Origin of the sequence: Nitrincola tibetensis, from assembly GCF_003284585.1 — a bacterium.
Lineage (GTDB): Bacteria > Pseudomonadota > Gammaproteobacteria > Pseudomonadales > Balneatricaceae > Nitrincola > Nitrincola tibetensis.
This window is the reverse complement of the sequence record NZ_QKRX01000005.1, coordinates 229,642-255,745: the sequence shown is the minus strand read 5'-3', so window position 1 is coordinate 255,745 and position 26,104 is coordinate 229,642. Positions and strand designations below refer to the sequence as shown.

Sequence of the window (26,104 nt, the reverse complement as noted above, 5' to 3'; positions counted from 1 at the left end):
TTAAAGGAGATTTAAGTGTGGACAAAAAACTAAGGGATGCAGCCAAGCTCCGCGAAGCGGCTTAGTTCAACATTTTAATAACACGCCAACTCGCTTTGTCGAACCTACCATTTCAAAAAAAATCATCTATTTGACTGTTTTAAAATAACTTTTTTAAAAACGTTTCAAGTACAGCCCCATCAAAACGAGCTCGCACGGTTCGTCAAATAATTCAGGCACGTTATTCTGGTCGAAAACTTAATAATACATTGATCCTAATATAGATTTTTTGAAAAAACCAGTGAAAACCGAGCGACTAAATGACATATTTGCCGACTATTCGTGCCAATCTATTGAAATCCCAAAAATACACTGTATATTTATACAGCAAAAACACAACACAGGAAGTGAATCATGTCTTCAAGCCCCTTTATAAACTCAATACGACGTGAGATTAGGCTCAGAGGTTATAGCTACACAACAGAGAAGTCTTACTTATACTGGATTCGGTTTTTCATACGTTACAATGCCTTAAAACATCCAACCGAAATGGGTGCTACTGAGGTTAGAAACTTCTTATCTTATCTTGCTACAGAGCGTCATGTTGCGGTCAACACTCAAAAATCGGCACTGAATGCTCTCGTTTTTTGATACCATACTTTGCTGGCACAACCAGCCCCCTAGACAAAATCCTATAACTCTTTCCCCATTTTCTCACCACTAACCAAGACTCAGCCGCTCAAAATCTGGATAATAGCGGGTTATCGCCTCTGTTTGATCAATCTTTAGCTCGGTACCCTCTGCATGGAAATCAAAGTTAACTTTCTCGACAATCTTCGACTTGAAGCCAAGTTTGATGATTTCACCGTCATTACTGACCAGCCCATACGTTACAAGGGGGATGGCTCTGCACCGAGTCCTTTTGACTATTTTCTCGCCTCTTCTGCCTTGTGTGCGGCTTACTTTGTGCGGGTGTATTGCCTGGCGCGTGACATTCCGACCGACAATATTCGCCTGTCGCAAAACAATATTGTCGATCCGGAGAATCGCTACAACCAGATTTTCAAAATTCAGGTGGAGTTGCCCGAGAGTATTTCTGAAAAGGACCGTGACGGTATTTTGCGCTCCATCGAGCGTTGTACGGTTAAAAAAGTGGTGCAAACGGGGCCTGAGTTTCAAATTGAAACGGTCGAGAATCTTGATGAAGATGCGCAAGCATTGCTGATGGTGAAGCCAGAGGGTGAGTCGAGCACGTTTATTCCCGGTAAGGATTTACCGCTGGAGCAGACCATTGCCAATATGACGCAGATGTTGGCGGACTTGGGCATGAAGATCGAGATCGCGTCATGGCGTAACTTGGTGCCGCATGTTTGGTCTTTGCATATTCGGGATGCGGCCTCGCCCATGTGCTTTACCAATGGCAAGGGCTCGACAAAAGAAAGTGCGCTCTGTTCTGCATTGGGTGAGTTTATTGAGCGTTTGAGCTGCAATTTCTTTTACAACGATCAGTATTTTGGTGAAGACATCGCCAACAGTGCGTTTGTACACTACCCCAATGAGCGTTGGTTTAAACCCGGTGCAGATGACAGCTTGCCAAAGGGCATCCTGGATGATTACTGCCTAGAGATATACAACCCAGATGGGGAGCTCGGCGGTTCCAATCTGATTGACACCAACTCAGGCAACGAAGCCAGAGGCATTTGCGCCCTGCCCTTTGTGCGCCAGTCTGACGGTGAGGTGGTGTATTTCCCATCGAATTTGATTGAAAACCTCTACCTCAGCAACGGCATGAGCGCAGGCAATACGCTGTATGAAGCGCAGGTGCAGTGTCTGTCTGAAATTTTTGAGCGTGCGGTTAAAAAAGAGATTATTGAAAACGAACTGGCCCTGCCCGATGTCCCTGCCGAAGTGCTCAACAAGTACCCCAGCTTGTTGGAAGGCATCAAGGCGTTGGAAGAACAGGGCTATCCTGTGTTGGTGAAGGATGCGTCTTTGGGCGGTCAGTTCCCCGTGGCCTGCGTAACCCTGATGAACCCGCGCAATGGCGGTGTTTTTGCCTCGTTTGGCGCACACCCCAGCATGGAAATTGCCTTGGAGCGCAGTTTAACCGAGTTGTTGCAAGGTCGTAGTTTTGAGGGGATGAACGATTTCCAACCGCCAACCTTCAGCGGTTTGGCCGTGTCTGAACCCAATAATTTCGTCGAGCATTTTATTGATTCTTCAGGCGTGATTTCTTGGCGTTTCTTTAGTAACAACGCTGATTACGACTTCTGCGAATGGGACTTTTCTGGCACCAATGAAGACGAAGCGAAAAGCCTCTTCGCTATTCTGGAAGAGTTAGGAAAAGAGGTCTATATGGCCGTGCATGAGGATCTTGGCGCACCTGTGTGTCGCATTCTAGTGCCGGGGTATTCTGAAGTGTACCCGATTGAGGATTTGATTTGGGACAACACCAATAAGGCGCTGGATTATCGGGATGATATTCTCAATTTGCATCGCTTATCCGATGCGCAGTTGGCCGCCTTGTTCGAGCGTTTGGAGGAGAGCCAGCTCGATGATTATATGGACATCATCACCCTGATCGGCATCGAGTTTGATGAGAACACCGAGTGGGGACAGCTCACGATTCTGGAGTTAAAGCTCTTAATTCATCTGGCCTTGGGTCAGCATGAAGAGGCATTGGAGCGCGTTGAGCAGTTCTTGCAGTACAACACCAATACAGTGGAGCGCGGCTTGTTTTATCGCGCGATCAATGCCGTGTTGGAAATCACCTTAGATGATGAGTTGGCATTGGAGGACTTTTTACCTAACCTCGTGCGCATGTTTGGTCAAGAAACCATGGATGCCGTGGTTGGCTCGGTGACTGGGGATGTGCGCTTTTATGGTCTCACGCCCACGAACAGTCAGTTAGAAGGGCTCGACAAGCATTTGCGCTTAATCGAGAGTTATAAGAAGCTTCATGCGGCGCGGGCAACGAAAGCCGCCGTTTAAAAACCGATCAACAGGGTATGCTAAGTCTTAGAAAAGACTGGACGTACCCTGTTGATGAATCTTCGCCTATTCAACCAGTGTGATTTCAGCCGGTGCTATCGAGGGTCGCTTGCGATGTTCACTTAACGCTCGCCCGTCCAGGTGCGTTAAGAGAATTTGCAAAGGATCCCCATGGCTGACGAGCACCAGTGTCTGATCTTCATACGACGCCTCGCAAGAGGCAATCACCGAGTACATGCGCTCGGCGACGCTTTGCAAGCTTTCAACACCATCTGCTGTTAAATCGAGCCCTGCCGAATCCTTTGCCCAAACACTGTCGTAAAGCTGATCGCTTTGTTGTTCATACACTCCAAAACAACGCTCACGCAGTAAGGTGTTCACTTCAATTGGACAATTGAAATAGTTTGCCAAGAATTGCGCACTCTCAGTTGTCCTTAGAAAATCAGAATGCAGAACTCGGTCAGGGATTAAGTAGGGCCAAGTGTTTATACATTGCTGCAATTGCGCATGCCCCAACTCCGATAAGCCATAGGCATGAACGCCATTGTCAGGATGGCTGATAATGCATTGAGCCAGATTCGCCAAACTGTGGCCATGACGCATGAGCAGATAGGTGTTTTTAAATGGGGGCATGCCATTACTCGCTTTACATTAAACGTTTACGAACTTGGACAACAATAAACTCAATCAACAGTACCACCACAAAGATTGTCGTTAACACCATTGCCACTTTGGGCCATTGAAACAGGTTCATCGCATCATTCAGAACAACGCCAATACCACCAGCACCCACCAGCCCTAATACCGCTGATTCTCGCACATTAATGTCCCAACGGAACAACAATATACTAAAAAATGCGGGTTTGGCTTGTGGCCAATAGGCTTTGATCAGCACAGAGGCAAAGGAGGCACCCGTTGCACGAATGGCTTCAACACTGCCCATATTGACCTCTTCCAAGGCTTCTGAAAACAGCTTACCGACAAAGCCGACGGAGCGCAGCGCAACCGCCAGTACACCCGCCAAGACACCCGGGCCAAAGATCGCGACGAACAATAACGCCCAGATCAGGGAGTTGACCGAACGTGATGCAACCAAGAAAAACTTGGCAATCCAGTTCACCCATGACGATTTCACAATGTTATTGGCATTCATTAAGGCCAGAGGCATGGCCAGAATCAAACTGAGCAAGGTGCCCAGTGTGGCGATATGGAGGGTGTCGAGCATCGCGCCATGAATAGTGGTGGGATAGGCAGCAAAATCCATCGGCCACATGCGTCTAAACATGTCGGCCAGCTGTTCCGGTGCATCCAGCAAAAACTCAGGAATAATTTCGACCGTGCGCAGAGAGGCAAAAAAGGACATGACGATGATCAGATACACCATATAGCGTGCTGATCGTTGCCCGAGCGTAAAACGCTGCCATTTTGGGGACTCCGCTGGATTGGAAACAGGCGTCATCAAGGCATCTGCTTTCATTGGAAGATCCTCCGCACAAGGTTGGATAAGGCTTCGCCCACTAGGATTAGGGCAATAATGGCTAATAAAATGGCTGTCACAAAGTCATAATCAAAGCGTTGGAAAGCCGAGAAGAGTGTCCCCCCTAGCCCACCCGCACCAACGATGCCCACCATGGTGGAGTTGCGCAGATTGGAGTCCAATTGATAGATCGAGAAACCGATGAACCGTGAAAAAACCTGTGGAATCACCCCAAATAATATGGTGCTGATAAAACCAGCCCCTGTGGCTCGAATCGCTTCCACCTGTTTAAATGAGATTTCTTCAATGGCTTCGGCAAAGAGTTTGGCCACAAAGCCTATCGAGGCCACAGTCAGGGTTAAAATACCAGCAAGGGCACCAAAACCAACGGCCTTCACAAACAAAATGGCAATAATTACCGGGTGAAAGGTACGGCACAGCGCAATAAACACGCGAACTGGGATACTAATCACGTTTGGCATCATATTACGAGCGGCCATCAGCCCGACAAATAAGGAGATAAGAATACCCGCAACACTGGCAATAATTGCAATTTGAAGGCTTTCAATTAAGTCACTTAATAATAATTCCCAACGGGTAAAATTAGGTGGAAACAATCGGTCAATTAAACGCCCCCCTTGATCGAGGCCTAGCATAAAACGCTCCCAACCTATATCAAGGGTAGAGAAGGCATATGCCAAATAAACAAATAATCCCAACCATAAAAACTTGGTCGACAGGGAGGTTTTAAAAGGGTTTTGACGATCAACTATTGTAGCCATGACTCACCCCCATAAATGGTTTTGAGATGGGTATCGGTAATGCCGTCTGGCTTGCCGTCATACACCACCTCGCCACCACTCATCCCGATCATCCGTTGCGCATAGCGTTTTGCTAAGTTCACATCGTGGATGTTCACAAGGGTTGGAATGCCTTTGTCTTGCGCCAGTTGCGTCAGCAGTTCCATGATTTCCACCGAGGTTTTCGGGTCTAAGGATGACGTTGGCTCATCCGCCAGCAAAATAGCGGGTTCCTGCATAAGCGCACGGGCAATGCCGACGCGCTGACGCTGTCCACCGGATAAACTGTCCGCGCGTTGCATCGCAAAGTCACTTAGCCCAACAAACTCTAAAAGCTCAAAAGCACGCTGAATATCCTTATCAGTGAAGTTACGTCGCCAAGCACTCCACGCCGACATATAGCCTAAGCGCCCGGTTAATACATTTTCTAAAACAGAGAGGCGTTCAACTAAATTGTATTCTTGAAACACCATCCCAATTTGACGGCGCACTTCTCGTAAGGATTTGCCTTTTATTTTAGCGACATCTTTATTTTTAAATATAATACTGCCATCTGTCGGTTGGATCAGGCGGTTAATGCATCTTAATAGCGTACTTTTTCCGGTTCCCGATGGCCCGATAATCGCAATTACACCCGCTTCATTTATATCAATATTAATATTTTTTAAGATTGGTTTATTTGAAACATAGGCATGATTTAAGTCACGTATTTCTAAACGGCTCATAGCAGAATCCTTATAGGCATAGCGAACCCAGGACCATCCAAAAATGATGGCCTGAGTTCAAAGAGGATAAAAAGTGGGACGTTACTTTTTCGCGGCGGCCGCTTCACGCTCAGCCAGTTGTTGCAAGCCGCGTTCTGTATAAGCGGTACCTGTGGCATGTGCTATGTCACGCACAACTTCCCAGTCGTCTTTGTAGGTAATTGGGAAGAAGCGATCTGCGCCGTCAAAATCAGCCTGCATTTCGGGTGGGAAACGGTAAGAGTCGAAGGCGTCTTTGATTTTTTCCACTAACTCAGGATGCAAGTCATGAGCATAACCAAATGCAGAGGTCGGAAAACGTGCACTGCGGTAGATGATTCTAAAATCATCGGCTTTAACACGGCCAGCTTCAACCATGCGATCATAGACATCGGAGGCAACAGGTGCAGCATCATAGTCACCGGTCAACACGCCCATAACGGATTGATCATGCTTTCCTGAATACGCCACTTTGTAATCTTCATCCGGCACAACACCTAAGGCAGGAAACAAGGCTCTAGGGGCGAGGTTACCCGAGTTGGACGATACGGCGGTATGAGCCACTGTGCGACCTTTGAGGTCTTCCATCGTTTGAATATCACTGTCGGCACGTACGATGGTGATCAGATTGTAGCCTTGGAATTCAGTCTCATAGCCTTTTACTGCGATCGGTACATAACCTGCAAGATTCACAGCATAACCCGTTGGTCCTGTTGAAAAACCAGCGATATGCAATCGACCTGAGCGCATGGCCTCGACTTGCGCTGAGTTGGAGTGAACGTTGTAGTAAACCACTCGTTTGCCAGTGGCTTCGGATAGGTGGCGCTGGAAATCAGCAAATGCATCTTGGTAAACAGCAGGATCTTCAACCGGGGTATAGGTGAACACCAGCGTACTAGGGTTGCGCCAACGGCTGGAGTCTTTGGGGGTGTCGGCCACCATGTCCATGTTCTCATCGCAGAAACGATCATCGAGTGCACCGCGATGTCCACAATCGGCTGCAAACGCAGTAGAGGTAGATAAGGCAACGAGCAGTGACGTCGTGATACCGAGACGACCAAGGGTGAGTAAACTCATGTGAAGAATCTCCGAATTATTATTGTATTGTGAGCCAACAGCTGTATTGGTGAATACAGTGCGGGTACGTAAATACAAAGCAAAAGCGATACCAATACAAAATAATCTATATTTTTCATTATGTTAGGCTAAAGTAAAGAAAAAACCTTATTTGTCTATCAAGAAAATGGGACACATCCGCCCCATTCAACAAGGTGTTTTTCTGTGCTTTAGGACAAGAGTGTCCCACCTAAGCTCTAAACATTTGCTTATCCAGCTGGAATTTTTTCATTTTTCGATACAGGGTTTTACGAGACATTTTTAACTGCTCGGCAGCTTTGCCTATTTGACCCGCAGCGGCGGCTAAGGAGTCTTCAATCAGCTTGCGCTCATAGTCTTCAAGCTTCTGATCAAACTCATCGAGGGTAGGAGGGGCAATGGCAATTGACTTATCACTCAATGAAAAACCATCCCCGTCGATTCCCAATACAAAGCGATCTGCTGTGTTTCGCAGCTCTCTGACATTGCCTGGCCATGCATAGTGCAAGAGCTTTTCTTGGTGATGGGCGCGTATTGGTGGGCAGGCTTTTTGAAAACGTTCGGCGGCAAGTTGGCAATAATGCTGAAACAGCATCAGGATATCGTCGCCTCGCTCCCTTAAGGGAGGAAGCCTCAAACTCGCTACGTTTAAGCGGTAGTATAAATCGAGACGAAACAGTCCTTTTTCACTGATCCTTTGTAAATCATCTTTACTCGCGGCTGTCACTCGAATGTTCACTTGGACGGATTGCGTGCTACCAAGCCGCTCTAAACTACGCTCCTGTAGCACTCGCAACAGACGAATTTGCGCGGTTAGCGGCATGGTTTCGATTTCATCTAGAAACAGAGTGCCCCCCGACGCCGCTTCGATTTTACCGATTTGACGCTGTTTAGCTCCAGTAAAGGCGCCAGCTTCGTAGCCAAACAGCTCACTCTCGATGAGATTTTCGGGCATGGCACCGCAGTTGATCGCGATAAACGGATGGTGACGACGCTGACTCGCATCGTGCAGTGCGCGAGCAACGACATCCTTCCCGCTGCCCGTTTCACCGTAGATCAGGGTGTCTACATCGGCATTGGCCAGCACCAGAATTTGCTCGTGCAGTTGTTTAATGCCGGGGGATTCGCCAACGACATGGCGCTCGACGATGGCTTTATCGTCTTGGCACAACTGCTGCTCACGACGCGCAAGCACCCATTTGCGCTGACGTTGCGCTTGGCGTAATCGTTCAACCAAGAGCGAGGGCGATACGGGTTTCTCCAAAAAATCAACCGCCCCTTCACGCATCGCCTGAGTGGCCATCGGTATATCACCATGGCCGCTCATTAATACAACTGGTAATTCCGAATCGAGGTTTTGCAGGTGTGCAAGCAGCTGCATGCCATCCACGTCCGGCATGCACACATCACTGAGTACCACGGCATTGGGATTTTGCTGTAAAAAGGTAAGGAGTAGCGATGGCCCACTAAAGCATCGGGGTTCAAAGCCTTCAAGGGTCAGCATTTCGGCAAAACTGTCGAGAACAGAGGAATCGTCATCAACAATACAGATTATCGGTAATTGGGACATAGGCGGATTCTTATCGTTTTTGATATCGCATTAATAAAGGCTTTTTGTCATAGCAATGAGGGTCTAATCAATCGCTCCATCTTGCCAAACATGTGCAGTGCGCTAAACAGGTGTCGTGTTGGACGCCATTGGAATCATGATTTGAAAACACGCACCCGCGCTCGTGTCCATCAAGGAGATGCGTCCATCAAAGTCTTGCAAGATATTGTAGCTAATCGATAATCCTAGACCTAACCCCTTGCCGGGAGACTTGGTGGTAAAGTAAGGATCAAATATATGCTCTTTGCAATCCGATTCTATACCCGGTCCGTTGTCTTCAACAAGGATTTCGACCCATTCAGTGTTAGGGCAGACCTTCCAAGAGACCCGCACAGAGGGATCACTGACTTGTTGCACGGCATCCAAGGCATTCATGATCAGGTTCACCATCACCTGCTCAAGCCGAATCGGCTCAGCGAGAACACAAACATCGGCATTGCCTGTTAATTGAGGATGGCAGTGACTGGATTTTGATTTAAGCAATTCAACTGCGGCTTCAATCACTGGAGCCAGTAGCATAGGATAGGGTTTTTGATCGGTTTTCCGCGCAAATCCACGCAAATGGCGCGTAATACCCGCTGTTTTTTCCAACTGGAGGGTTAGGCGTTCGACCCCTGATTTGGCTTGATCTAACAAGCCTTTGTCCAAACACAGGCCAACACTATGAATCTGATTCCGCATCACTGCAAGGGGTTGGTTAATTTCGTGGGTGATTGCCACACTTAACTGCCCCAGCGCGGCCAGTTTACCGGCTTGAATCAGATCTTGCTGTGCAAGCCTTAAACGCTTTTCAGTGTCTAACCGCTCTTGTGTTTCAGCAGCCAATTGACGATGCATCGCTTCCGTCTGAACAGCCGCTTCTTGAAAGGTTTTTAGATCCCTCGCCATTTCAGAGATTTCATCCCGCCCTTCTTGAATGACGTTGATATTCAATGCACCGCTGGCAATGGAATGCATATTGGATTGCAGCCTTACTAAACGGCCGAGTATGTTCCGCCTCACGTAAAACCAAGACACACTCGCTGCGAGCAGTAAGCTAATCATCGACAGCATCAGAGTTGCATCCCGTGCTTTAGAGACCGACAACCCAGCCTCTGCAATTTCATCATCAACACGCTGGTTCACTCTCTCGGTGTACTGAGAGATTTGAGCTGCTAATTGCTGAATATGTCGCTGGCTATTATTCACCAAAAATTCTTCTTGATAGCGCAGGTCTAATTCACGGTTTTTTTCTGTAAAGAGTGGCCCTTCACGTGAGACCAGTAAAAACAAGGAGTCGATAGGCGCGTTTTCAAAGGCTTGCACTAGGTCGTCGTCATCAAGTTGCAAGGCTTGTATCTCTGCCACTAAGGCTTCTAATCGCAAAAACGTGTAGTCCAGTTCCTTGAATGTACTGTCCGTGTGTGCTTTTTCAGCCAGCGCAAACAGATAGCTTAGACTTAAGCGTGTGGATAAAAATGCCTCTGAATACTCCGATAAGGGGCGTTGATCCAACACTTGATTCAGCTCGACATACAGGGGGTACAGACGCAAACGCTGCTGATCAGACGATTGGGCATGGCGATGGCGCTCTTCAACGGTTTGATGAATCAAGCCAATGCTGTAACGAATCTGATCACTGATTTCGATGAAGTAGCGGTTGTAATCTGGAAGGTGGATAACCCAGGTCTGCATTTCAGCTAAGACGCGATCCAACTGTTCTCGTGTGCGCTGTCGCACATAGTTTGAGTCGGCGCTGATTAAACGAGGGACCAGCGCTGTGAGTTGTTGGCTGAGCTCATTCAAACGTGCGGAAGCATAGAGCACTTCAATGCTATCCGCCCGAATCTGCTCCAAGCGCTGTTGCAAAAGCCCATTGCTGTGGGATGCAAACCCCGCGGCCAACAACGTCATCAAGGCAACGGTTGCAAAGGCGAGCATCAAGCGTGTGCTGACACTTTTAGGAATCCAGTGCTGAAGCTGCATTATTGGCCAGATTTAAAAATTAAAACGCCCGGTTTCTTCAACATTGATAAAGGGAATCAACGACCCTGCATCAATGCGCGCTTTGAAGGTGTAGTTGTACTGATTGCGTTGCGAGGATAAAACATCACTGATCAAGCGCGCACTGCCCAACAAATCGGGGCTGGCCTCTATGACAAAGTTAGCACTGCCATAGGCGGGAACGGACGGTAAATCCGGTGCAGCACCGCTTAGAATTCGGTAGTTCTCAACTTCTACGCTGTAGCTCATCCCACGCAGGTTCAACCCCACCCGATTCGGGTTCACAACCTCTATCCCTATGGCAAACTTCGGTGCAATCCCTTGTTGATTTGGAACCATCGTGAAAGACGTTACCTTGACATGAGGCTTTTCGTACGCCCCTTTTATGGAAGCACACCCGATCACAGGCAAGGCAAGAATAGACAGCAATACAGCGCGTCTGGTTGAGTTCATCTGTGTCTCCTTTGGGTAATTAGGCTAGATTAAACCCGAGTTCAGCTGAGCCTTAGCTGAACTCGGTGGAGACCTTACACCACTTCCGCTAAATTCCCTTTATCTTCAAGCCATTGTTTACGATCAGACGCGCGCTTTTTCGCCAACAACATATCCATCAGTTCGTGGGTGTCATCTCCAACATCAATCGTCAGCTGCACCAATCGGCGCGTATCCGGCGACATGGTTGTTTCGCGTAACTGTAAGGGGTTCATTTCCCCCAATCCCTTAAAGCGCTGTACGCCAATTTTTGCATTTTTGCGCTCAGCACGGATGCGATCAATGATGGCGTCTCGCTCATCATCATCCAAGGCATAAAACACTTCTTTTGCAACATCGATACGATACAACGGCGGCATGGCCACGTAGACATGCCCTGCGGTCACTAGGGGTTTAAAGTGCTGCACAAATAAGGCGCACAGCAGCGTTGCGATGTGTAAACCATCGGAGTCGGCATCCGCCAGAATGCAGATTTTGTTATACCGCAACCCTTCAAGATTATCTGAGCCTGGGTCGACGCCAATGGCGACAGAAATATCGTGAATTTCTTGCGAGCCGAGTATTTCAGAGGAGTCCACTTCCCAAGTGTTCAAAATCTTACCGCGCAGGGGCATGATCGCCTGAAACTCTCGATTTCGGGCTTGTTTTGCCGAGCCGCCTGCCGAGTCACCCTCGACTAAAAACAGTTCGGACTGGGCCGTATCAGCACCGGAACAGTCGGCCAGTTTCCCAGGTAAGGCAGGGCCTTGCGTGACTTTTTTACGAACCACTTTTTTGTTGTTGCGCATGCGTTTTTGCGCGTTCGTGATCACCAATTCGGCGATTTTTTCACCTTCTTCGACATGACGGTTCAGCCATAAAGAGAAGGCATCTTTCACGGCACCCGAAATAAAGGCCGCAATGCCTCGTGACGATAAGCGCTCTTTGGTTTGACCCGAAAACTGAGCGTCACGCATTTTGGCAGACAGGATATAACAGCATTTGTCCCAAATATCTTCCGGTGTTAGTTTGACACCACGGGGCAGCAGGTTACGGATTTCACAAAACTCTCGCATGGCTTCCAGAAGCCCTGTGCGCAAACCATTAACATGGGTTCCGCCTTGCGCTGTGGGGATGAGGTTCACATAGCTTTCTGCCATGATTTCGCCGCCCTCAATCAGCCACTGCACGGCCCACTCAACGGCGTCTTCCTGCCCGACCAAACTGCCGACAAAGGGCTCTTCCGGTAAGGTGTCGTATACTTGTGTTGCCCCTTTTAAATAAGCAACCAAACCATCTTCGTAATACCACTCTTCTTGATCTTGTTTCGCACTGCTCAGGTCTTTAAACATCACCTTGAGGCCTGGGCATAGCACCGCTTTTGCCCGCAGATTATGCTTTAAGCGGGTGACACTGAATTTTGGACTGTCGAAATATTTGGGATCTGGCGTGAATCGAACCGTCGTTCCAGTATTGCGTTTGCCACACTGCCCGATGACTTCAAGATCGGATACTTTTTCTCCGTCGGCAAAGACGATTTTATGGACTTGTCCGTCACGACGAATTTCAACGTGCAGGAGTTTAGACAGGGCATTCACGACTGACACCCCTACCCCATGAAGACCACCGGAGAAGGTGTAGTTGTCATTGTTAAATTTTCCGCCCGCGTGCAGGCGCGTCAAAATCAACTCGACACCACTGACGCCTTCTTCTGGATGGATGTCCACAGGCATACCACGACCATCGTCAGAGACAGACAGCGATCCATCTTCATGTAAAATCACTTCAATTTGTTTAGCGTGGCCAGCAAGCGCCTCATCAACCGAGTTATCTATGACTTCTTGAGCCAAATGATTGGGACGATCCGTTTCGGTGTACATACCTGGACGGCGTTTTACGGGATCTAAGCCACTGAGAACTTCAATAGCTTCGGCATTGTATTGCTTTGTCATTACGCTTCCTGTTGTGCTAAAACGGTCAAAGTTGTTGCAGGGGGTACAATTGCTTTACCCTCAGAAAAGGCAAGTATCATGGGTATCCACTCATCAAAGGCATCGAACCCATGACTGCCGCCTTCTTGAATATACTGGGTTGAACCCGAGAATTTTTCAACGGCTTCACGGTAATCCAAGGTTTCATCTCCGGTTTGTGTTAACAACACATAACGGGATGGATCGAAAATTTCCGGTATATCCAAGGCATGCAATTGCGCTAAATGTTCATGGGTCAATTGGTAACGCTCATGGGTATAGATATTTTCGTTTTCACCTAACCAGTTTTCAAGCAGCCGATAGGGATAAACGGCAGGATTAATCAAGACAGTACGCACATTCAAATAGTGCTCGGTCAACCAAGTGCTGTAATACCCACCCAACGAGCTTCCTACTAAGGTGATAAAACGCTCTCTGTGTGCTTGGACAATCGCTTGTAATTGTTCTATCGCCTCCGCGGGGGATGCTGACAGCGACGGAACAAGTACATCTTGCTCTCGACCGATTGACTGCATATGCGCGACTAAACGCTGAGCTTTCCATGAGGCAGGAGAACTGTTAAATCCGTGGACATAAATAATTAACGGTAAATTAGCCATTCATTTTCTCATGAAGTTAAACGGTGTTATAGCAACGGCATGGAGCTCATTCGGGAAGTGCGACTTCAAGCTGATGACCATGGTTTAAACACTGGTTCAGCCATTCACCTAAAAAAAGATTGAGTTGAATCTTTTCATCCGGCTGATGCATGTTGCGATTGGGGTAGCCATAGACTCCACTGAGCTGCTTGCGTCGGCGCGCACAAATGACCTCAGCCATTAAAGCATCGTGGTACAAGCGTATCACCAATTGTGGAGACTCAAGCCAAGGGGAATATGGCTCATGAATATGGGTCATCACCACGGAACTGGTATAACGAAACTCTTCGTCTATGTGTAAACGGACTAATACTTGCTTCTCATGCCAAACCACACGAAACTCGCGGATAGGGTGTTCACCCGCTTTGGGTAGCAGCTTTTGTAAGCGTGCATAATTGGCTTGGCAAACGGCCATTTGACGTGTCAGGTCAGGAACATACTTACGTTTCATTGCTCTTCCGCATCACTTCAACACCCTCTTGTACAATTCGATCATAGTGTATTCTTAACCATTGTACGCCAATAATGATTGCACCGTTATTCAAACGCCCTTGATCAAGCAAGTCGAACACCTCTTGTGCAGGTAAGCATAGCACTCGAATATCCTCATGCTCAGAATCTAAGCCGTGTATTCCAGACGCCAGCGAGGAGTCAACAAAGCCGTACCATAAATCAATCCACTCATCCATGCCACCTGGGCTGGGTAAGTACCCCAGAATGGGCGCTAAGTGCTTGACGGCGATGCCAGCTTCTTCTTGAGTTTCACGTTCGGCGACTTCTTGGATCGACTCACCTGCTTCCACCATTCCTGCCACTAACTCCAGCAGCCAAGGCCCGCCCGGTGCATCAACCGCCCCCGCTCTGAACTGCTCTATCAAAACCAGCCTCTCACGGATAGGATCAAACAACAAGACCACAACCGCATTGCCGCGACGAAAAATCTCACGGGTTATCGTCATGGGTGCACGCTCAAAGCACGCATGGCTGAGTGTCAAACGATGCATCTTAAAAAAGCCGTCAAACACGCGCTGATCTTCATGAATCTCAACATCCTTTGCGTCGAATGTGGGTGACCATGTCATTATTAATACCTCATAAGAGTTTGGGCATCATTCAAGATAGTTTAAATGTCCTTAGACTTTATTTTTGCTACCTTACACTTGAGATGGCTCAAAGAAAGTAAAACCATTACGGCCTTTTGCTTTGGAGGCATACATTGCCAGATCGGCTTCCTTTAAAAGCACATCAACTGGCTTTTCACCTGCACAAAACACCGTAGCACCTATGCTTATTGTAATTGGGTACTGAATGTCTTTGAGTCTGTACAGGTCAGCAAGATCTTCCTGTAAGTTCAAAATCACTTCCTCTGTCCTAGAGAATGCTTTCTGTGCATTGTCACCTGCATCATCTACTAACACAACAAACTCATCCCCCCCTAAGCGTGCAACAAAGCAATTACCATCCACACCGTCTTGTAAACGATTGGCAACTTGCTGGAGTAACAAATCCCCATAGTCATGGCCATAGGTATCATTGAGCGGTTTGAAATTATCAAGATCAATAAAAAGCAAACTCGCGTATCCCGCCCTGAATTCACACGAATCATTTCGATTAGATAAGGTGTTCATAAAGGAGCGCCGATTCGGTAAAGATGTCAGCGGGTCGAAGAAGGCTAAGGCTCTAAGTTGCTGTTCTTTCTCCTGTAACTTTTTGGCTTGTTCCTGTAGTTGAAGTTGTTGGGCTTGATTGGTCTCATGGTAGGTTTTAAAAAGATGCCTAGACCAACGCGAAAACACTAAAGAAGCAAGAACAGATAAAATCAGCGCAATACTGACCCCTATCAATAACTGGCGATAGTTTCGTGCCTGGGCTGCAGAGAACTCCTGTCGCTCTTGGTTGAGTAAGCTGTTGAAATCTTCTTCAAAAATAGTCGTTGCCAAGATCCATCCCCAATCCTCATAAACATCAACTAGGGCTTGTTTTTTTCGTAATTCTTTTGTTGTGGGATCTTCAAACCAATAGTCCACAAACCCACCACCATCAGTCGCTATCAACACCATTAAACTTAAGGACTCTTGTTCGACTTTCGAGCGCTGATTGGATGATATTTGTTCAAGCTCTGTATTGCCTGGTGACACTAGCAACTGACCACTTACATCAAATAATGTAATATAACCCGACTGCCCAAAACGATGAGATCTAACCCAATTTTTAGCTACCTCTTGCTGTTTTTTATCCCACTCGTAGGTGTAATCACCTGTGCCAATCAACCAATCGAAGGGCTCGAAGTACCGAACATACGCAAGCTTATCTGACATTTGGCTTGGTTTTTCTGGATGGTACCAACGATACTGTGAAAACCCTTCTCCTCTAGGCTTGCGTGCAGCTTCAATTAACCCCTTCATAATAAAGTGCCCAGTATCATCTTGGTTATCCGGCATTAGACGACCTTCGTATTCAGGCGCTGTCGGCAGCAAGATAAAACGTCCTTCCATATCATCTACAAAATAATAACCACGTCCATCGAAAAATCTCAGCGTTCGCAGAGACTCTACAATCAATTTCTTGATTTCTTGAGGATCACGAAGACCTTGTTCTTGTTGATAAATGGAGTTCATCAGGTTATAGGCAAGATCGACTTGCTCAATTAAGCGAGCACGTAAAATCTCGTCAGATTGAGCACGTGTGTGATCTAAGTAGTTACGCAAAGCGATCATCTCCGACTGCAGTTGATTCTGAATCTGCAGGGTTACCGAGTCTTCGAGTTTATTTAAAAAATTAATTTGATCCGCAAATCGCTGGCCTAAAAAAAGGCCTCCTAACATCAGGGTTAATGTAAAAACAACCATTAATGTCCCCAAAAGATGTAGCTTAGGTAAGTTTTTAGCAGGGTTGGACAATCGCATAGAGGTTTGTGTTACCTATATTTTTCTATTTATTTAAGTTTATAAGAAAGCGCTCTACAAAGCAGTTAAAACAGATTTTCTAATTTACAATTATTCGCTTGAGTGCCAAGCTAAGCCATCAATAATCAAGAGTTGACATCCCATGTCTATTGAGAGCGCAATTACCTATTTTATCGCTATTTTCATCTTTGCTATCACGCCAGGGCCAGGCATTTTTGCACTGATCTCAAGGGGGATGAGCTCCGGTTTCAGTGCGTGCGTCCCACTTGCGGCCGGAATGACACTGGGCGATCTGCTTTACTTAACCCTTGCTTGCTATGGATTAGCAACCTTGGCCGAGCACTGGAGTGAAGTGTTCACGATGATTCGAATTGTAGGGGCTATTTATCTCATCTACTTGGGATGGAAGATGTGGACAGCGCCAATTCATTTATCCGACATCCCTAAAGACAGTGCGCTAGGATCAGTCAAAGGCTTTATTCAGGGATTTTTGATTTCATCGTCGAATCCTAAGGTTATTTTGTTTTATATCGCGTTCTTACCCACATTTATTGATTTAACCCAAATGACTCAGTCTGATATTTTTTTGATTGCTGTGCTAACACTAGCGGCGCTGATGCTAGGCCTTTTACTGATCTCAGCTGGAGTTTCAACGGCACGTAAAGCCTTTAGATCTCATAAAGCCATGAGCACGTTGAATCGAAGCGCAGGCTCGCTGATGATTTTAGCTGGAGTCTACCTGGCGACTAAAAGCTAAGAATAGGCATCCGCAAGGGTGCCGTTATGCAGTAATATTTTTAGAGAATGCGACTTGAACAGGTGAAATTTATCGTCATTTTACTTAAAATACGCCGCCAAACAAATGCTTCATCTAACCCAATACGACATGCGGATACTACTATGACGGACCATCTATCTTCTTCATCAAAACGTCGACTAATCTTCCCTATAACGGGCCTAATCATCGCGAGTTTAGGTATCGCCTATGCGGTGTCAGATTTTTATGTGACGAACCAAAAAATGCAGGAAAGCGCCGCAGAAAAAGCACTGATTCAGGAGCAAGTCGCTGCCTCCATTGAAGACATGGCTGTTTTGAAAGCCCAGATGGCTGAACTAGAGGCAAAGAAACAAGGCCTGATCGATACTGAGCAAAACAACCTTGTTCAGCTAGAGTCTTTATACGAACAGGCCAGTGATTTTCAAGAGAACTTGGTGGGCAATGAGGGATCTGTTACCAGCTTACCAAGCTCAGCGCCGTCAAGCGCCGAACCTCTCTGATAGGTATTGATCTATTTGCTTTGATTCATACATCCAAGTCGTCTTGCCATTTTCGTCGATTCTTAGGCAAGGCACTTGGATTTTACCACCCTCTTGCTCTAACTCCTGACGATGCTCTGGATTTCCTTTGGCATCCTTCAACGCAACGGATACGTTGAGCCGATGGAGCGTGCGTCGTGTTTTGACACAAAATGGGCAAGCATGGAATTGATACAAGGACAGTTGTTGAGCTTCTGCATCTACTCTAGCTTGCTCTTCTGGTGTACGTTTCATTTTGGCGGGACGCGAGATCCAATCTAAAAAGACGATCACATTCCCTAACCCTTTTCTAAGCATCGATACCAACATCTGTTCTACAACCTTTTATTTCAAACCATGAGTTAAGCGCTCATTTTACCAGACTGCCCAAAGCAACGTTAGCCTCTCGAGTGGATGGCGGTTATGCATTGTCTTTATTGCTTGTCAGCTTAATAGGGTCAAGTAAGCTCATTAGCTCCAACTCTGACAAATCCGTCATTTCAAGCGCAACATCCAAAACTGGCCGTTGCTCTTGATAGGCACGCTTGGCAATCTCGGCCGCTTTCAGATAACCAATAACAGGGTTCAACGCCGTCACTAATATAGGATTACGCGATAATGAAGCGACAATATTGGCTTCGTTCACTTTAAAGGTGGCAATGGCTTTATCTGCTAATGCATAGGCAATATTCGTTAAGAGCTCAATCGATTGCAGCAGGTTACTGGCCACCAGCGGCAGCATAACATTCAACTCAAAATTGCCCGACTGACCCGCTAACGTAATGCTGGCATCATGGCCTATCACTTGCGCCGCAACCATCGTTGCCGCCTCTGGGATCACAGGGTTCACTTTACCCGGCATAATTGAAGACCCAGGTTGTAAGGCTTCGAGTTCAATTTCTGCCAAACCCGATAAAGGCCCCGAGTTCATCCAACGTAAATCATTTGCAATTTTCATGATGGAGACAGCGGTCGTTTTTAACTGCCCAGATAAACTCACTGCCGTGTCTTGAGCGCTCATTAATGCAAAGACATTGTCTGCTGGCACAAACGTGATCCCTGTTTGGTCACTTAAGGAAGCACAAAACTCAGAGGCAAAGTCTGGGTGTGCATTAACCCCCGTCCCAACCGCTGTCCCTCCTTGTGGCAGATGCTGCAGGCTCACTTGCAACGACTGTATATGCTTAATATTCTGAAGAATTTGTGCAGACCAAGCGCTCAAGGATTGGCTCAAACGTATGGGCATGGCGTCCATCAAGTGCGTCCGTCCTGTTTTAACACAGTGGTCCACCGAAGCCGCTTTACGCATAATGACTTCGGATAAATGGCTTAATGCCGGAAGCAAGGCTTCTTCCACCCTAATGGCGGCACTGATATGTATTGCGGTTGGAATACAATCGTTACTGCTTTGCCCAAAGTTAACATGATCATTAGGGCTGACTGGATCTGCCAGAATACGGCTTGCTAAGGTGGCTAAGACCTCATTCGCATTCATGTTACTGCTCGTCCCAGAGCCAGTCTGATAGATATCTACGGGGAAATGCTCCATCAATTGTGCATCTTCCATTAATTCATCAACGGCCTGCACTATGGCATCCGCGATAGGCTCTGCTAACAACTGCAAACGCTTATTCGCGACGGCGGCGGCTCGCTTTGTCAGTAATAATGCCCGAATAAAGGCAGCGGGCATGGGTTGGCCGCTAATGGCAAAGTTGTTAATTGCGCGCTGAGTCTGAGCGCCATACAACGCCTGTTCTGGAACACTGATTGTACCCATGCTGTCAGTTTCAATTCGATGCGTCATTTTCAATCCTCTCCAATATGTGCATTGAAATACAAACCCGCTCTGATGTATTCGAACGTAATATGCAATTCGTATTGCAATCGATTAAGGGTGCGATAGCTTCCTTTAAATCGTGGTAAGCGCTTCATCGCCAATAGGGGGCGATTAATATTTTCCAGACAAAAGATGCGCCACTGAGAAGGCAGTGCTTCATCCGCTAGTGTTTCTAACAATAAACGGAATTGCTGTTCGTAATGCGCAAACTTTTCGGTGTGATGATCGGGTAAAGTGCCGTTCTCTAGAGAAAACCAGCGGTAAATCAGCAGCGGGTCATCTGGGCATTGCGCTTCCCTTATCATACTCCGTAACTGCTCTAAAGAAACTGAATGCTCGTAACCGGACATAACTCATCTCGTTTTGAAGTTGTAATCTGAGTGTCGTCAACTAGTGGATCATTGAAGACGGCAGTATCAACATCGTAGTGCAGAGCGCGCCCACACCAATACAGACAAACTCAAACCAATAATTACTCATAGACCTCTTCTCTTCATTATAGGTGAGAACGAAAATGCGCTGATTTGCTGCTGAAACAAGAAGTGGCTACAAACGCAATGAAAACTAAATCGTATTGATAATTATTATCAATAATGATCAGGTTTATGTCAAGACGATTTTTTAAAGATGGGAAATAAAAAAAGCCCAACAGAATGTCAGCTGTTGGGCTTTGAGGAGAACATAAGAATTATGCGGCCGCTTCGTCTTCAACAGATGAGCGGATCAAGTAATCAAAGGCACCTAATGCGGCACCTGCGCCATTACCCATCGCGATAATAATTTGCTTGTATGGGACGTTTGTCACGTCTCCTGCTGCAAATACGCCAGGTATATGTGTTTCGCCATGCGAATTTACTTCAATTTCACCGAAACGGGTCAGCTCTAGATCCCCTTTCAACCAATCGGTATTTGGTATAAGTCCGATTTGTACGAAGATACCTTCTAAATCTAAGTGGTATAATTCGTTGCGTTCACGGTCTTTGTAGGTCAAACCAACAACTTTTTTACCGTCGCCTCTTACTTCAGTGGTTTGAGCCATTTTAATGATGGTAATGTTGCTCATCGATGCTGCTTTTCTCTGAAGCACCGCATCGGCTCTAAGTGTGTTACTAAATTCCAATACCGTTACGTGTGCAACAATACCGGCCAAATCAATCGCAGCTTCAATACCTGAGTTACCACCACCAATAACGGCTACACGCTTACCTTTAAATAAAGGACCATCGCAATGTGGGCAATAGGCAACACCTTTTCCACGGTATTCTTGCTCACCAGGAACATTCATTTCTCTCCAGCGCGCGCCTGTTGCTAAAATGACAGACTTACTCTTTAGCGTTGCACCACTTTCAAGATCGATTTCAATCAGGCCATCTTTGCGCAGTTTCTTAGCGCGTTGGTTGTCCATGACATCCACATCGTATTCTTTAACATGCTGTTCAAGACTTGCAACCAGCTTTGGGCCTTCGGTGTAGTTAACCGAGATGAAGTTTTCGATACCCACTGTATCCATCACCTGACCGCCAAAGCGTTCAGCGACAATACCTGTGCGTATGCCTTTACGTGCTGCATAAATCGCAGCTGCCGCACCTGCAGGCCCTCCACCGACGATTAACACATCGTATGGATCTTTTTCATTTAAGGCAGCTGCCTCTCGCTTAGATGCGCCAGAGTCAACTTTTGCAACAATTTCTTTCAATGTCATGCGGCCTTGGCCAAAGGGCTTACCATTCAGCAGCACGGTTGGCACAGCCATGATCTCTCTTTCTGCGACCTCTTGTTGGAAGAGCGCACCGTCGATCATGACGCTGGTCACATTGGGATTCAAAATTGCCATTAAATTCAGAGCCTGAACTACGTCCGGGCAGTTTTGGCATGACAGAGAGATATAGGTTTCAAAATGAAACTCACCCTGCAATTGTTTTACCTGCTCGATCAACTCGGGATCGGCTTTTGATGGGTAGCCACCAGATTGCAATAATGCCAGGACTAACGAGGTAAACTCGTGGCCCATCGGTATGCCAGCAAAGCGCACTCTTGGCGCTTGTCCTTGTGCAGCAATCGCCATACTCGGCGCACGCTCGCTGCCATCCGTTAGGACTTGAAGGCTAATTTTACTATTCAGCTCAGCGATTTCCTCGCAGAGTGATAAAAGTTCTTTTGATTTTGCACTATCGTCAGTGGACACAATTATCTCAATCGGATTGACGATATTCTGCAGATAGGTGTCCAGTTGCTTCTTAAGATTCGCGTCCAGCATGAGACCGCCCTTTAACGATAAGGTTATCTAAAAAATAGGAAATTGAGACCGACCCCAGGATTCGGGGCCGGAAATGACACAGTCGTTAAACCGTATTAGATCTTGCCAACCAGATCCAAAGAAGGAGCCAGTGTTTCTTCACCTGGCTGCCATGCAGCTGGGCATACTTCACCGTCGTGAGATGCAACGTATTGAGCCGCTTGGATTTTACGAACCAGCTCTTTAGCTGAACGGCCAATGCCAAGATCGTGAATCTCAGCAACTTTGATCTGACCTTCTGGATTGATAACAAACGTACCACGCAAAGCCAAGCCTTCTTCTTCGATCATAACGTCGAAGTTGCGAGAAATAGCGCCTGTTGGATCTGCAATCATCGGGAAGTTGATTTTCTTGATGGTGTCAGAAGCATCATGCCAAGCTTTGTGAGTGAAATGAGTATCAGTTGATACTGAATACACTTCTACGCCCATTTCCTGCAGCTTAGGATAGAAATCAGCCAAATCACCCAGCTCAGTTGGGCAAACAAATGTGAAGTCTGCAGGATAGAAGAAAACGACTGACCATTTTCCTTTCAAATCGGCATCAGATACTGGAACGAACTCGCCATTGTGGTAAGCAGTTGCATTAAAGGGTTTAACTTCAGTGTTAATCAGTGACATTGTGTTCTCCTAAAAGGTTGTCGTTATTCAACAAGACCATAATAGGAAAATATCACGCGCTTGGGAAATTAATATATCCTAGCAGAACGATTTATTTTGACTATCGGATAAAGTAAAACACCTTTAATATTTCTATGGTAAAGATACATTGAGCCTCAGCAGGCTTCAAGGTAGTCCACCATCAATTGCAGGCTCACCTGTCCCCGAAACTCATTACGAGCCAAGCGATAGACCATACGTACTGCCTGCACCGCATCATTAGGCCATAGCTGAGTATCGACGCCAAAAGCAATCGCATCAATAGGTTGCTGTCCGCCGACGGGCATAACCACTAACTTCAGATGTTTTTGTCCAACAATACGCTGTTGCAATATTTTGAAGTAGCCATCAAAGACAGGCTCAGGGAATTGATGTCCCCAAGGGCCTGCTTGTTGCAAAGCCTCTGACAACTCCAGTGAAAAGTCGACGTCTTGCAGTTCGCCATCGGTCATCAAGACTTTTTGTAAATCGGCTTCTGTTAAGGCTTTCTTCACTTGGGCATTAAATGCGTCTTTAAATACATCTAGGTCTGTAAAGGCAATCGACAAGCCAGCGGCAGCCGCATGTCCACCAAACTTTTTCAACAAGCCTGGATGTTGCGCCGCAATGGCATCCAAGCCATCGCGGATATGAAAACCAGGAATGGATCGAGCGGAGCCTTTAATCTCTCCTTCATCACCCGGTGCAAAGGCAATAACGGGGCGATGCAAACGATCCTTGATACGAGAGGCCAAAATACCGATAACCCCTTGGTGCCAAGTGGGTTCAAATAAACAAATACCCCAAGGCATAGACAAATCATCCAAAGACAAGGCATCAAGTATATCGATTGCTTGCTTTTGCATGCTCTGCTCTATGCTGCGACGTTCGACATTGAGATGATTCAACGTCTGTGCCAACTCACGTGCATGATCTGGGTCATCGGTTAGCAAGCATTCGATACCGATTGACATGTCCTCCAATCGCCCTGCCGCATTCAAACGGGGTGCAATGGCAAAGCCCAAATCAGCGGCCATCAGATGTTCACGCTGGCGCCCCGCGACGTCTAACAACGCCAGAATCCCAGGACGCGCCTGGCCGGCACGAATACGCAAGAGACCTTGATGCACCAAGGTGCGATTGTTGTGTTCAAGCGCTACAACATCGGCAACCGTTCCCAATGCGACAAGATCAAGCAGGTTTGCCAAATTAGGTGCAGATAGGCTCTCAGAGAAATAGCCTTGTGACTGCAATGTCCGCCTTAAGGCAATCATGACGTAAAAAATCACCCCGACACCACAGGTTGATTTCGCTATAAAATCACATCCCGGTTGATTCGGGTTTACGATTGCAACGGCATCCGGTAACGCCTGCCCCGGCAAGTGATGATCAGTGACTATGACATCTATGCCAAGATCTTGTGCTTTTTTTACGCCTTCAATGCTGGAAATGCCATTATCAACCGTCACGATCAGATCTGGCTGCTTTTGACTGGCGACTTCGACAATCTCGGGGCTTAGACCATAACCAAACTCAAAGCGATTGGGCACCAGATAATCAACTTGCGAAGCACCCATCATGCGTAACGCCAACACAGCAAGCGTTGTACTGGTCGCACCATCGCAGTCAAAATCACCCAAAATCAAAATACGCTCTTGCCTTTTTAGCGCAAGCACTAGGCGATCTACCGCTGCATCCATCCCCTTCATCAGATGATCTGGTAGCAGCTCTTTTAAGTGTCGTCCGATATCGGCTAAAGACTCAACACCACGTGCAGCATAAACACGAGCTAACACAGGGTGTAAATGAGAAAAAGGCGCATGAGAAAAGGTCGGCACAATTCGACGTTGGATAATCGCTTGGGTCATTTCAAATCACTAATGGGAGGGGTAAAACGGCTTAAACTCTGAAACAGTGGACACTGATTTTAGTCAGTGCCCACTCTAACATCAGTCGCGATGTACGTTGGCAGAGATAAATGCCTGAACACTTGCTAGATCCTTTGGTAGAACCGTGAAGCGCTCTTCACGCTCGTACAAATCCGCCAAATGCGCAGGCAATGCAGGTGACTCTAAACCAGCTTTTACAATCGGTTCAGGGAACTTCACCGGATGAGCGGTTGCAAGCGTGATCATAGGGATTGTTTTATCTTTCCAACACTCACGCGCTGCTTTTAAACCAATGGCGGTGTGTGGATCTAATAAATAACCCGTCTCTTGATAGACTTGTTTGATCACATCACAGGTCGTTGCATCATCGACAGCATAACTGTCAAATAGCTCACGCACTGTTTCCCAACGTCCAGATTCCAGACTCACGGATTCTCTTTTAAAGCGTTTCATTAAGTCTGCAATTGCTGCACCGTCACGTCCATACACATCAAACAGCAAACGTTCAAAGTTTGAGGAAACCATGATATCCATTGACGGTGACAGAGTATGTTCCAGCGTACCTTTTGACATATCATTGCCTGAAATCACGCGATGCAAGATGTCATTGCGGTTGGTAGCTACCACCAACTGCTTAATCGGCAGCCCCATTTGCTTAGCGAGATAGCCTGCAAAAATGTCCCCAAAGTTCCCTGTTGGGACAGAGAAGGACACTTCACGATGCGGGCCACCCACAGCTAGGGCTGACGAGAAGTAGTAAACGATCTGAGCCATAATTCGCGCCCAGTTAATCGAGTTCACCGCCCCAAGTTTAAGCCCCTCAAGGAAAGACTGATCAGCAAAGCTGTCTTTGACCATTTCCTGGCAGTCATCAAAGTTACCTTCTAACGCAATGTTAAAAACATTGTCGCTTAATAAGGTTGTCATTTGACGACGCTGAACCTCAGACACTCGGTTATAAGGGTGCATAATAAAAATATCGAGGTGTTTGCTGTGTCTGCAGCCCTCAATAGCGGCCGATCCAGTGTCACCTGAAGTCGCCCCCATGATCACTAAACGCTCGCCACGTTCAGACAAGACATGGTCCATTAAGCGTCCTAGCAACTGCAGAGCAAAATCTTTAAACGCCAGTGTTGGACCATGAAAAAGTTCTAAAACCCATTCATTTCCACCGAGCTGTATCATCGGTGCCACACCAATGTGATTAAACCCAGCATAGGTTTCATCAATCATGGTTTTCAAGTCAGCTTCTTTAATACAGTCATCTACAAACGGCTTGATGACATTAAAGGCTAATTCGTTATAAGGAAGCCCTGCCCAAGACGCAATTTCTTCCTGGGTGAATTTTGGAAGGGTTTCAGGCACATAAAGCCCACCGTCTTCCGCCAATCCAGCCAAAAGCACGTCAGCAAAATTAAGGACAGGTGCCTGACCACGAGTCGAGATATAGTTCATAACGGCCTCC

The 26,104-nt window shown here is 46.9% G+C and carries 24 protein-coding genes; 4 read left to right on the top strand and 20 right to left on the bottom strand.

What is annotated here, in order from left to right; genetic code table 11:
- The first annotated feature begins 393 nt into the window (after positions 1-393).
- Entirely contained in the window at positions 394-630 is a 237-nt protein-coding gene (locus DN062_RS09175; RefSeq protein ID WP_112159028.1) for a site-specific integrase, read from the top strand.
- A gap of 153 nt (positions 631-783) precedes the next feature.
- Entirely contained in the window at positions 784-2,970 is a 2,187-nt protein-coding gene (locus tag DN062_RS09170; RefSeq protein ID WP_112159027.1) for an OsmC domain/YcaO domain-containing protein, read from the top strand.
- Between the two features lie 66 nt (positions 2,971-3,036).
- Here the strand turns inward: DN062_RS09170 and DN062_RS09165 are convergent, their stop codons facing one another.
- The 13 genes from DN062_RS09165 to DN062_RS09105 all read right to left on the bottom strand — a co-directional run bounded on the left by DN062_RS09165 (position 3,037) and on the right by DN062_RS09105 (position 16,626).
- Entirely contained in the window at positions 3,037-3,603 is a 567-nt protein-coding gene (locus tag DN062_RS09165) for a histidine phosphatase family protein (protein ID WP_112159026.1), read from the bottom strand.
- Positions 3,604-3,616: 13 nt separating this feature from the next.
- Complete coding sequence (phnE, locus tag DN062_RS09160; protein ID WP_239995748.1) at positions 3,617-4,447, bottom strand: phosphonate ABC transporter, permease protein PhnE; 831 nt, start codon at positions 4,445-4,447, stop codon at positions 3,617-3,619.
- Positions 4,444-5,229 carry a phosphonate ABC transporter, permease protein PhnE gene (phnE, locus tag DN062_RS09155; protein WP_112159025.1) on the bottom strand — a complete coding sequence of 262 codons (786 nt, stop codon included), beginning with the start codon at positions 5,227-5,229 and terminating at the stop codon, positions 4,444-4,446. Before phnE (DN062_RS09155) ends, phnE (DN062_RS09160) begins: the two co-directional genes overlap by 4 nt.
- The gene (gene phnC / locus DN062_RS09150; RefSeq protein WP_112159024.1) at positions 5,217-5,972 is read right to left on the bottom strand and encodes a phosphonate ABC transporter ATP-binding protein; all 756 of its coding nucleotides are present in this window, start codon (positions 5,970-5,972) and stop codon (positions 5,217-5,219) included. The genes phnE (DN062_RS09155) and phnC overlap by 13 nt, the downstream gene beginning before the upstream one ends.
- Before the next feature lie 81 nt (positions 5,973-6,053).
- Positions 6,054-7,067, bottom strand: coding sequence for a phosphate/phosphite/phosphonate ABC transporter substrate-binding protein (gene phnD / locus DN062_RS09145; RefSeq protein ID WP_112159023.1), 1,014 nt, complete (start codon positions 7,065-7,067; stop codon positions 6,054-6,056).
- 229 nt (positions 7,068-7,296) lie between these two features.
- A complete protein-coding gene (locus DN062_RS09140; protein WP_112159022.1) occupies positions 7,297-8,655 on the bottom strand; it encodes a sigma-54-dependent transcriptional regulator in 1,359 nt (452 codons plus the stop codon).
- A gap of 102 nt (positions 8,656-8,757) precedes the next feature.
- A complete protein-coding gene (locus tag DN062_RS09135) occupies positions 8,758-10,659 on the bottom strand; it encodes an ATP-binding protein (RefSeq protein WP_112159021.1) in 1,902 nt (633 codons plus the stop codon).
- Positions 10,660-10,671: 12 nt separating this feature from the next.
- Positions 10,672-11,130, bottom strand: a complete 459-nt coding sequence (locus DN062_RS09130; protein ID WP_112159020.1) for an LEA/WHy family protein — start codon at positions 11,128-11,130, stop codon at positions 10,672-10,674.
- Positions 11,131-11,204: 74 nt separating this feature from the next.
- Positions 11,205-13,100, bottom strand: coding sequence for a DNA topoisomerase IV subunit B (gene parE / locus DN062_RS09125; protein ID WP_112159019.1), 1,896 nt, complete (start codon positions 13,098-13,100; stop codon positions 11,205-11,207).
- On the bottom strand, positions 13,100-13,738 hold the full coding sequence (locus DN062_RS09120; RefSeq protein ID WP_112159018.1) for a YqiA/YcfP family alpha/beta fold hydrolase: 639 nt from the start codon (positions 13,736-13,738) through the stop codon (positions 13,100-13,102). Before DN062_RS09120 ends, parE begins: the two co-directional genes overlap by 1 nt.
- Before the next feature lie 46 nt (positions 13,739-13,784).
- Complete coding sequence (locus DN062_RS09115; protein ID WP_112159017.1) at positions 13,785-14,228, bottom strand: DUF1249 domain-containing protein; 444 nt, start codon at positions 14,226-14,228, stop codon at positions 13,785-13,787.
- Positions 14,218-14,859 carry an NUDIX domain-containing protein gene (locus DN062_RS09110; RefSeq protein WP_112159016.1) on the bottom strand — a complete coding sequence of 214 codons (642 nt, stop codon included), beginning with the start codon at positions 14,857-14,859 and terminating at the stop codon, positions 14,218-14,220. Before DN062_RS09110 ends, DN062_RS09115 begins: the two co-directional genes overlap by 11 nt.
- A gap of 72 nt (positions 14,860-14,931) precedes the next feature.
- A complete protein-coding gene (locus DN062_RS09105) occupies positions 14,932-16,626 on the bottom strand; it encodes a sensor domain-containing diguanylate cyclase (protein ID WP_162301280.1) in 1,695 nt (564 codons plus the stop codon).
- 199 nt (positions 16,627-16,825) lie between these two features.
- Between DN062_RS09105 and DN062_RS09100 the strand changes: the two genes are divergently transcribed.
- Both DN062_RS09100 and DN062_RS09095 read left to right on the top strand, forming a co-directional pair.
- A complete protein-coding gene (locus DN062_RS09100; RefSeq protein ID WP_112159014.1) occupies positions 16,826-17,440 on the top strand; it encodes a LysE family translocator in 615 nt (204 codons plus the stop codon).
- A 143-nt stretch (positions 17,441-17,583) separates the two neighbouring features.
- Entirely contained in the window at positions 17,584-17,961 is a 378-nt protein-coding gene (locus DN062_RS09095) for a hypothetical protein (protein ID WP_112159013.1), read from the top strand.
- Here the strand turns inward: DN062_RS09095 and DN062_RS09090 are convergent.
- From DN062_RS09090 to thrC, 7 genes are all read right to left on the bottom strand, one after another.
- Entirely contained in the window at positions 17,941-18,309 is a 369-nt protein-coding gene (locus DN062_RS09090) for a glutaredoxin family protein (RefSeq protein WP_112159012.1), read from the bottom strand. The genes DN062_RS09095 and DN062_RS09090 overlap by 21 nt on opposite strands.
- A 91-nt stretch (positions 18,310-18,400) precedes the next feature.
- On the bottom strand, positions 18,401-19,783 hold the full coding sequence (locus DN062_RS09085; RefSeq protein ID WP_112159011.1) for a class II fumarate hydratase: 1,383 nt from the start codon (positions 19,781-19,783) through the stop codon (positions 18,401-18,403).
- Positions 19,784-19,785: 2 nt separating this feature from the next.
- Complete coding sequence (locus tag DN062_RS09080) at positions 19,786-20,166, bottom strand: hypothetical protein (protein WP_112159010.1); 381 nt, start codon at positions 20,164-20,166, stop codon at positions 19,786-19,788.
- 338 nt (positions 20,167-20,504) lie between these two features.
- Positions 20,505-22,073 carry an alkyl hydroperoxide reductase subunit F gene (gene ahpF, locus DN062_RS09075; RefSeq protein ID WP_112159009.1) on the bottom strand — a complete coding sequence of 523 codons (1,569 nt, stop codon included), beginning with the start codon at positions 22,071-22,073 and terminating at the stop codon, positions 20,505-20,507.
- A gap of 95 nt (positions 22,074-22,168) precedes the next feature.
- Positions 22,169-22,732, bottom strand: coding sequence for an alkyl hydroperoxide reductase subunit C (ahpC, locus tag DN062_RS09070; RefSeq protein WP_112159008.1), 564 nt, complete (start codon positions 22,730-22,732; stop codon positions 22,169-22,171).
- Positions 22,733-22,887: 155 nt separating this feature from the next.
- The gene (gene recJ, locus DN062_RS09065) at positions 22,888-24,618 is read right to left on the bottom strand and encodes a single-stranded-DNA-specific exonuclease RecJ (protein ID WP_112159007.1); all 1,731 of its coding nucleotides are present in this window, start codon (positions 24,616-24,618) and stop codon (positions 22,888-22,890) included.
- Positions 24,619-24,699: 81 nt separating this feature from the next.
- Positions 24,700-26,094 (bottom strand): threonine synthase, encoded by a 1,395-nt coding sequence (thrC, locus tag DN062_RS09060; protein ID WP_112159006.1) that lies wholly within the window; start codon positions 26,092-26,094, stop codon positions 24,700-24,702.
- Between the last annotated feature and the right edge of the window lie 10 nt (positions 26,095-26,104).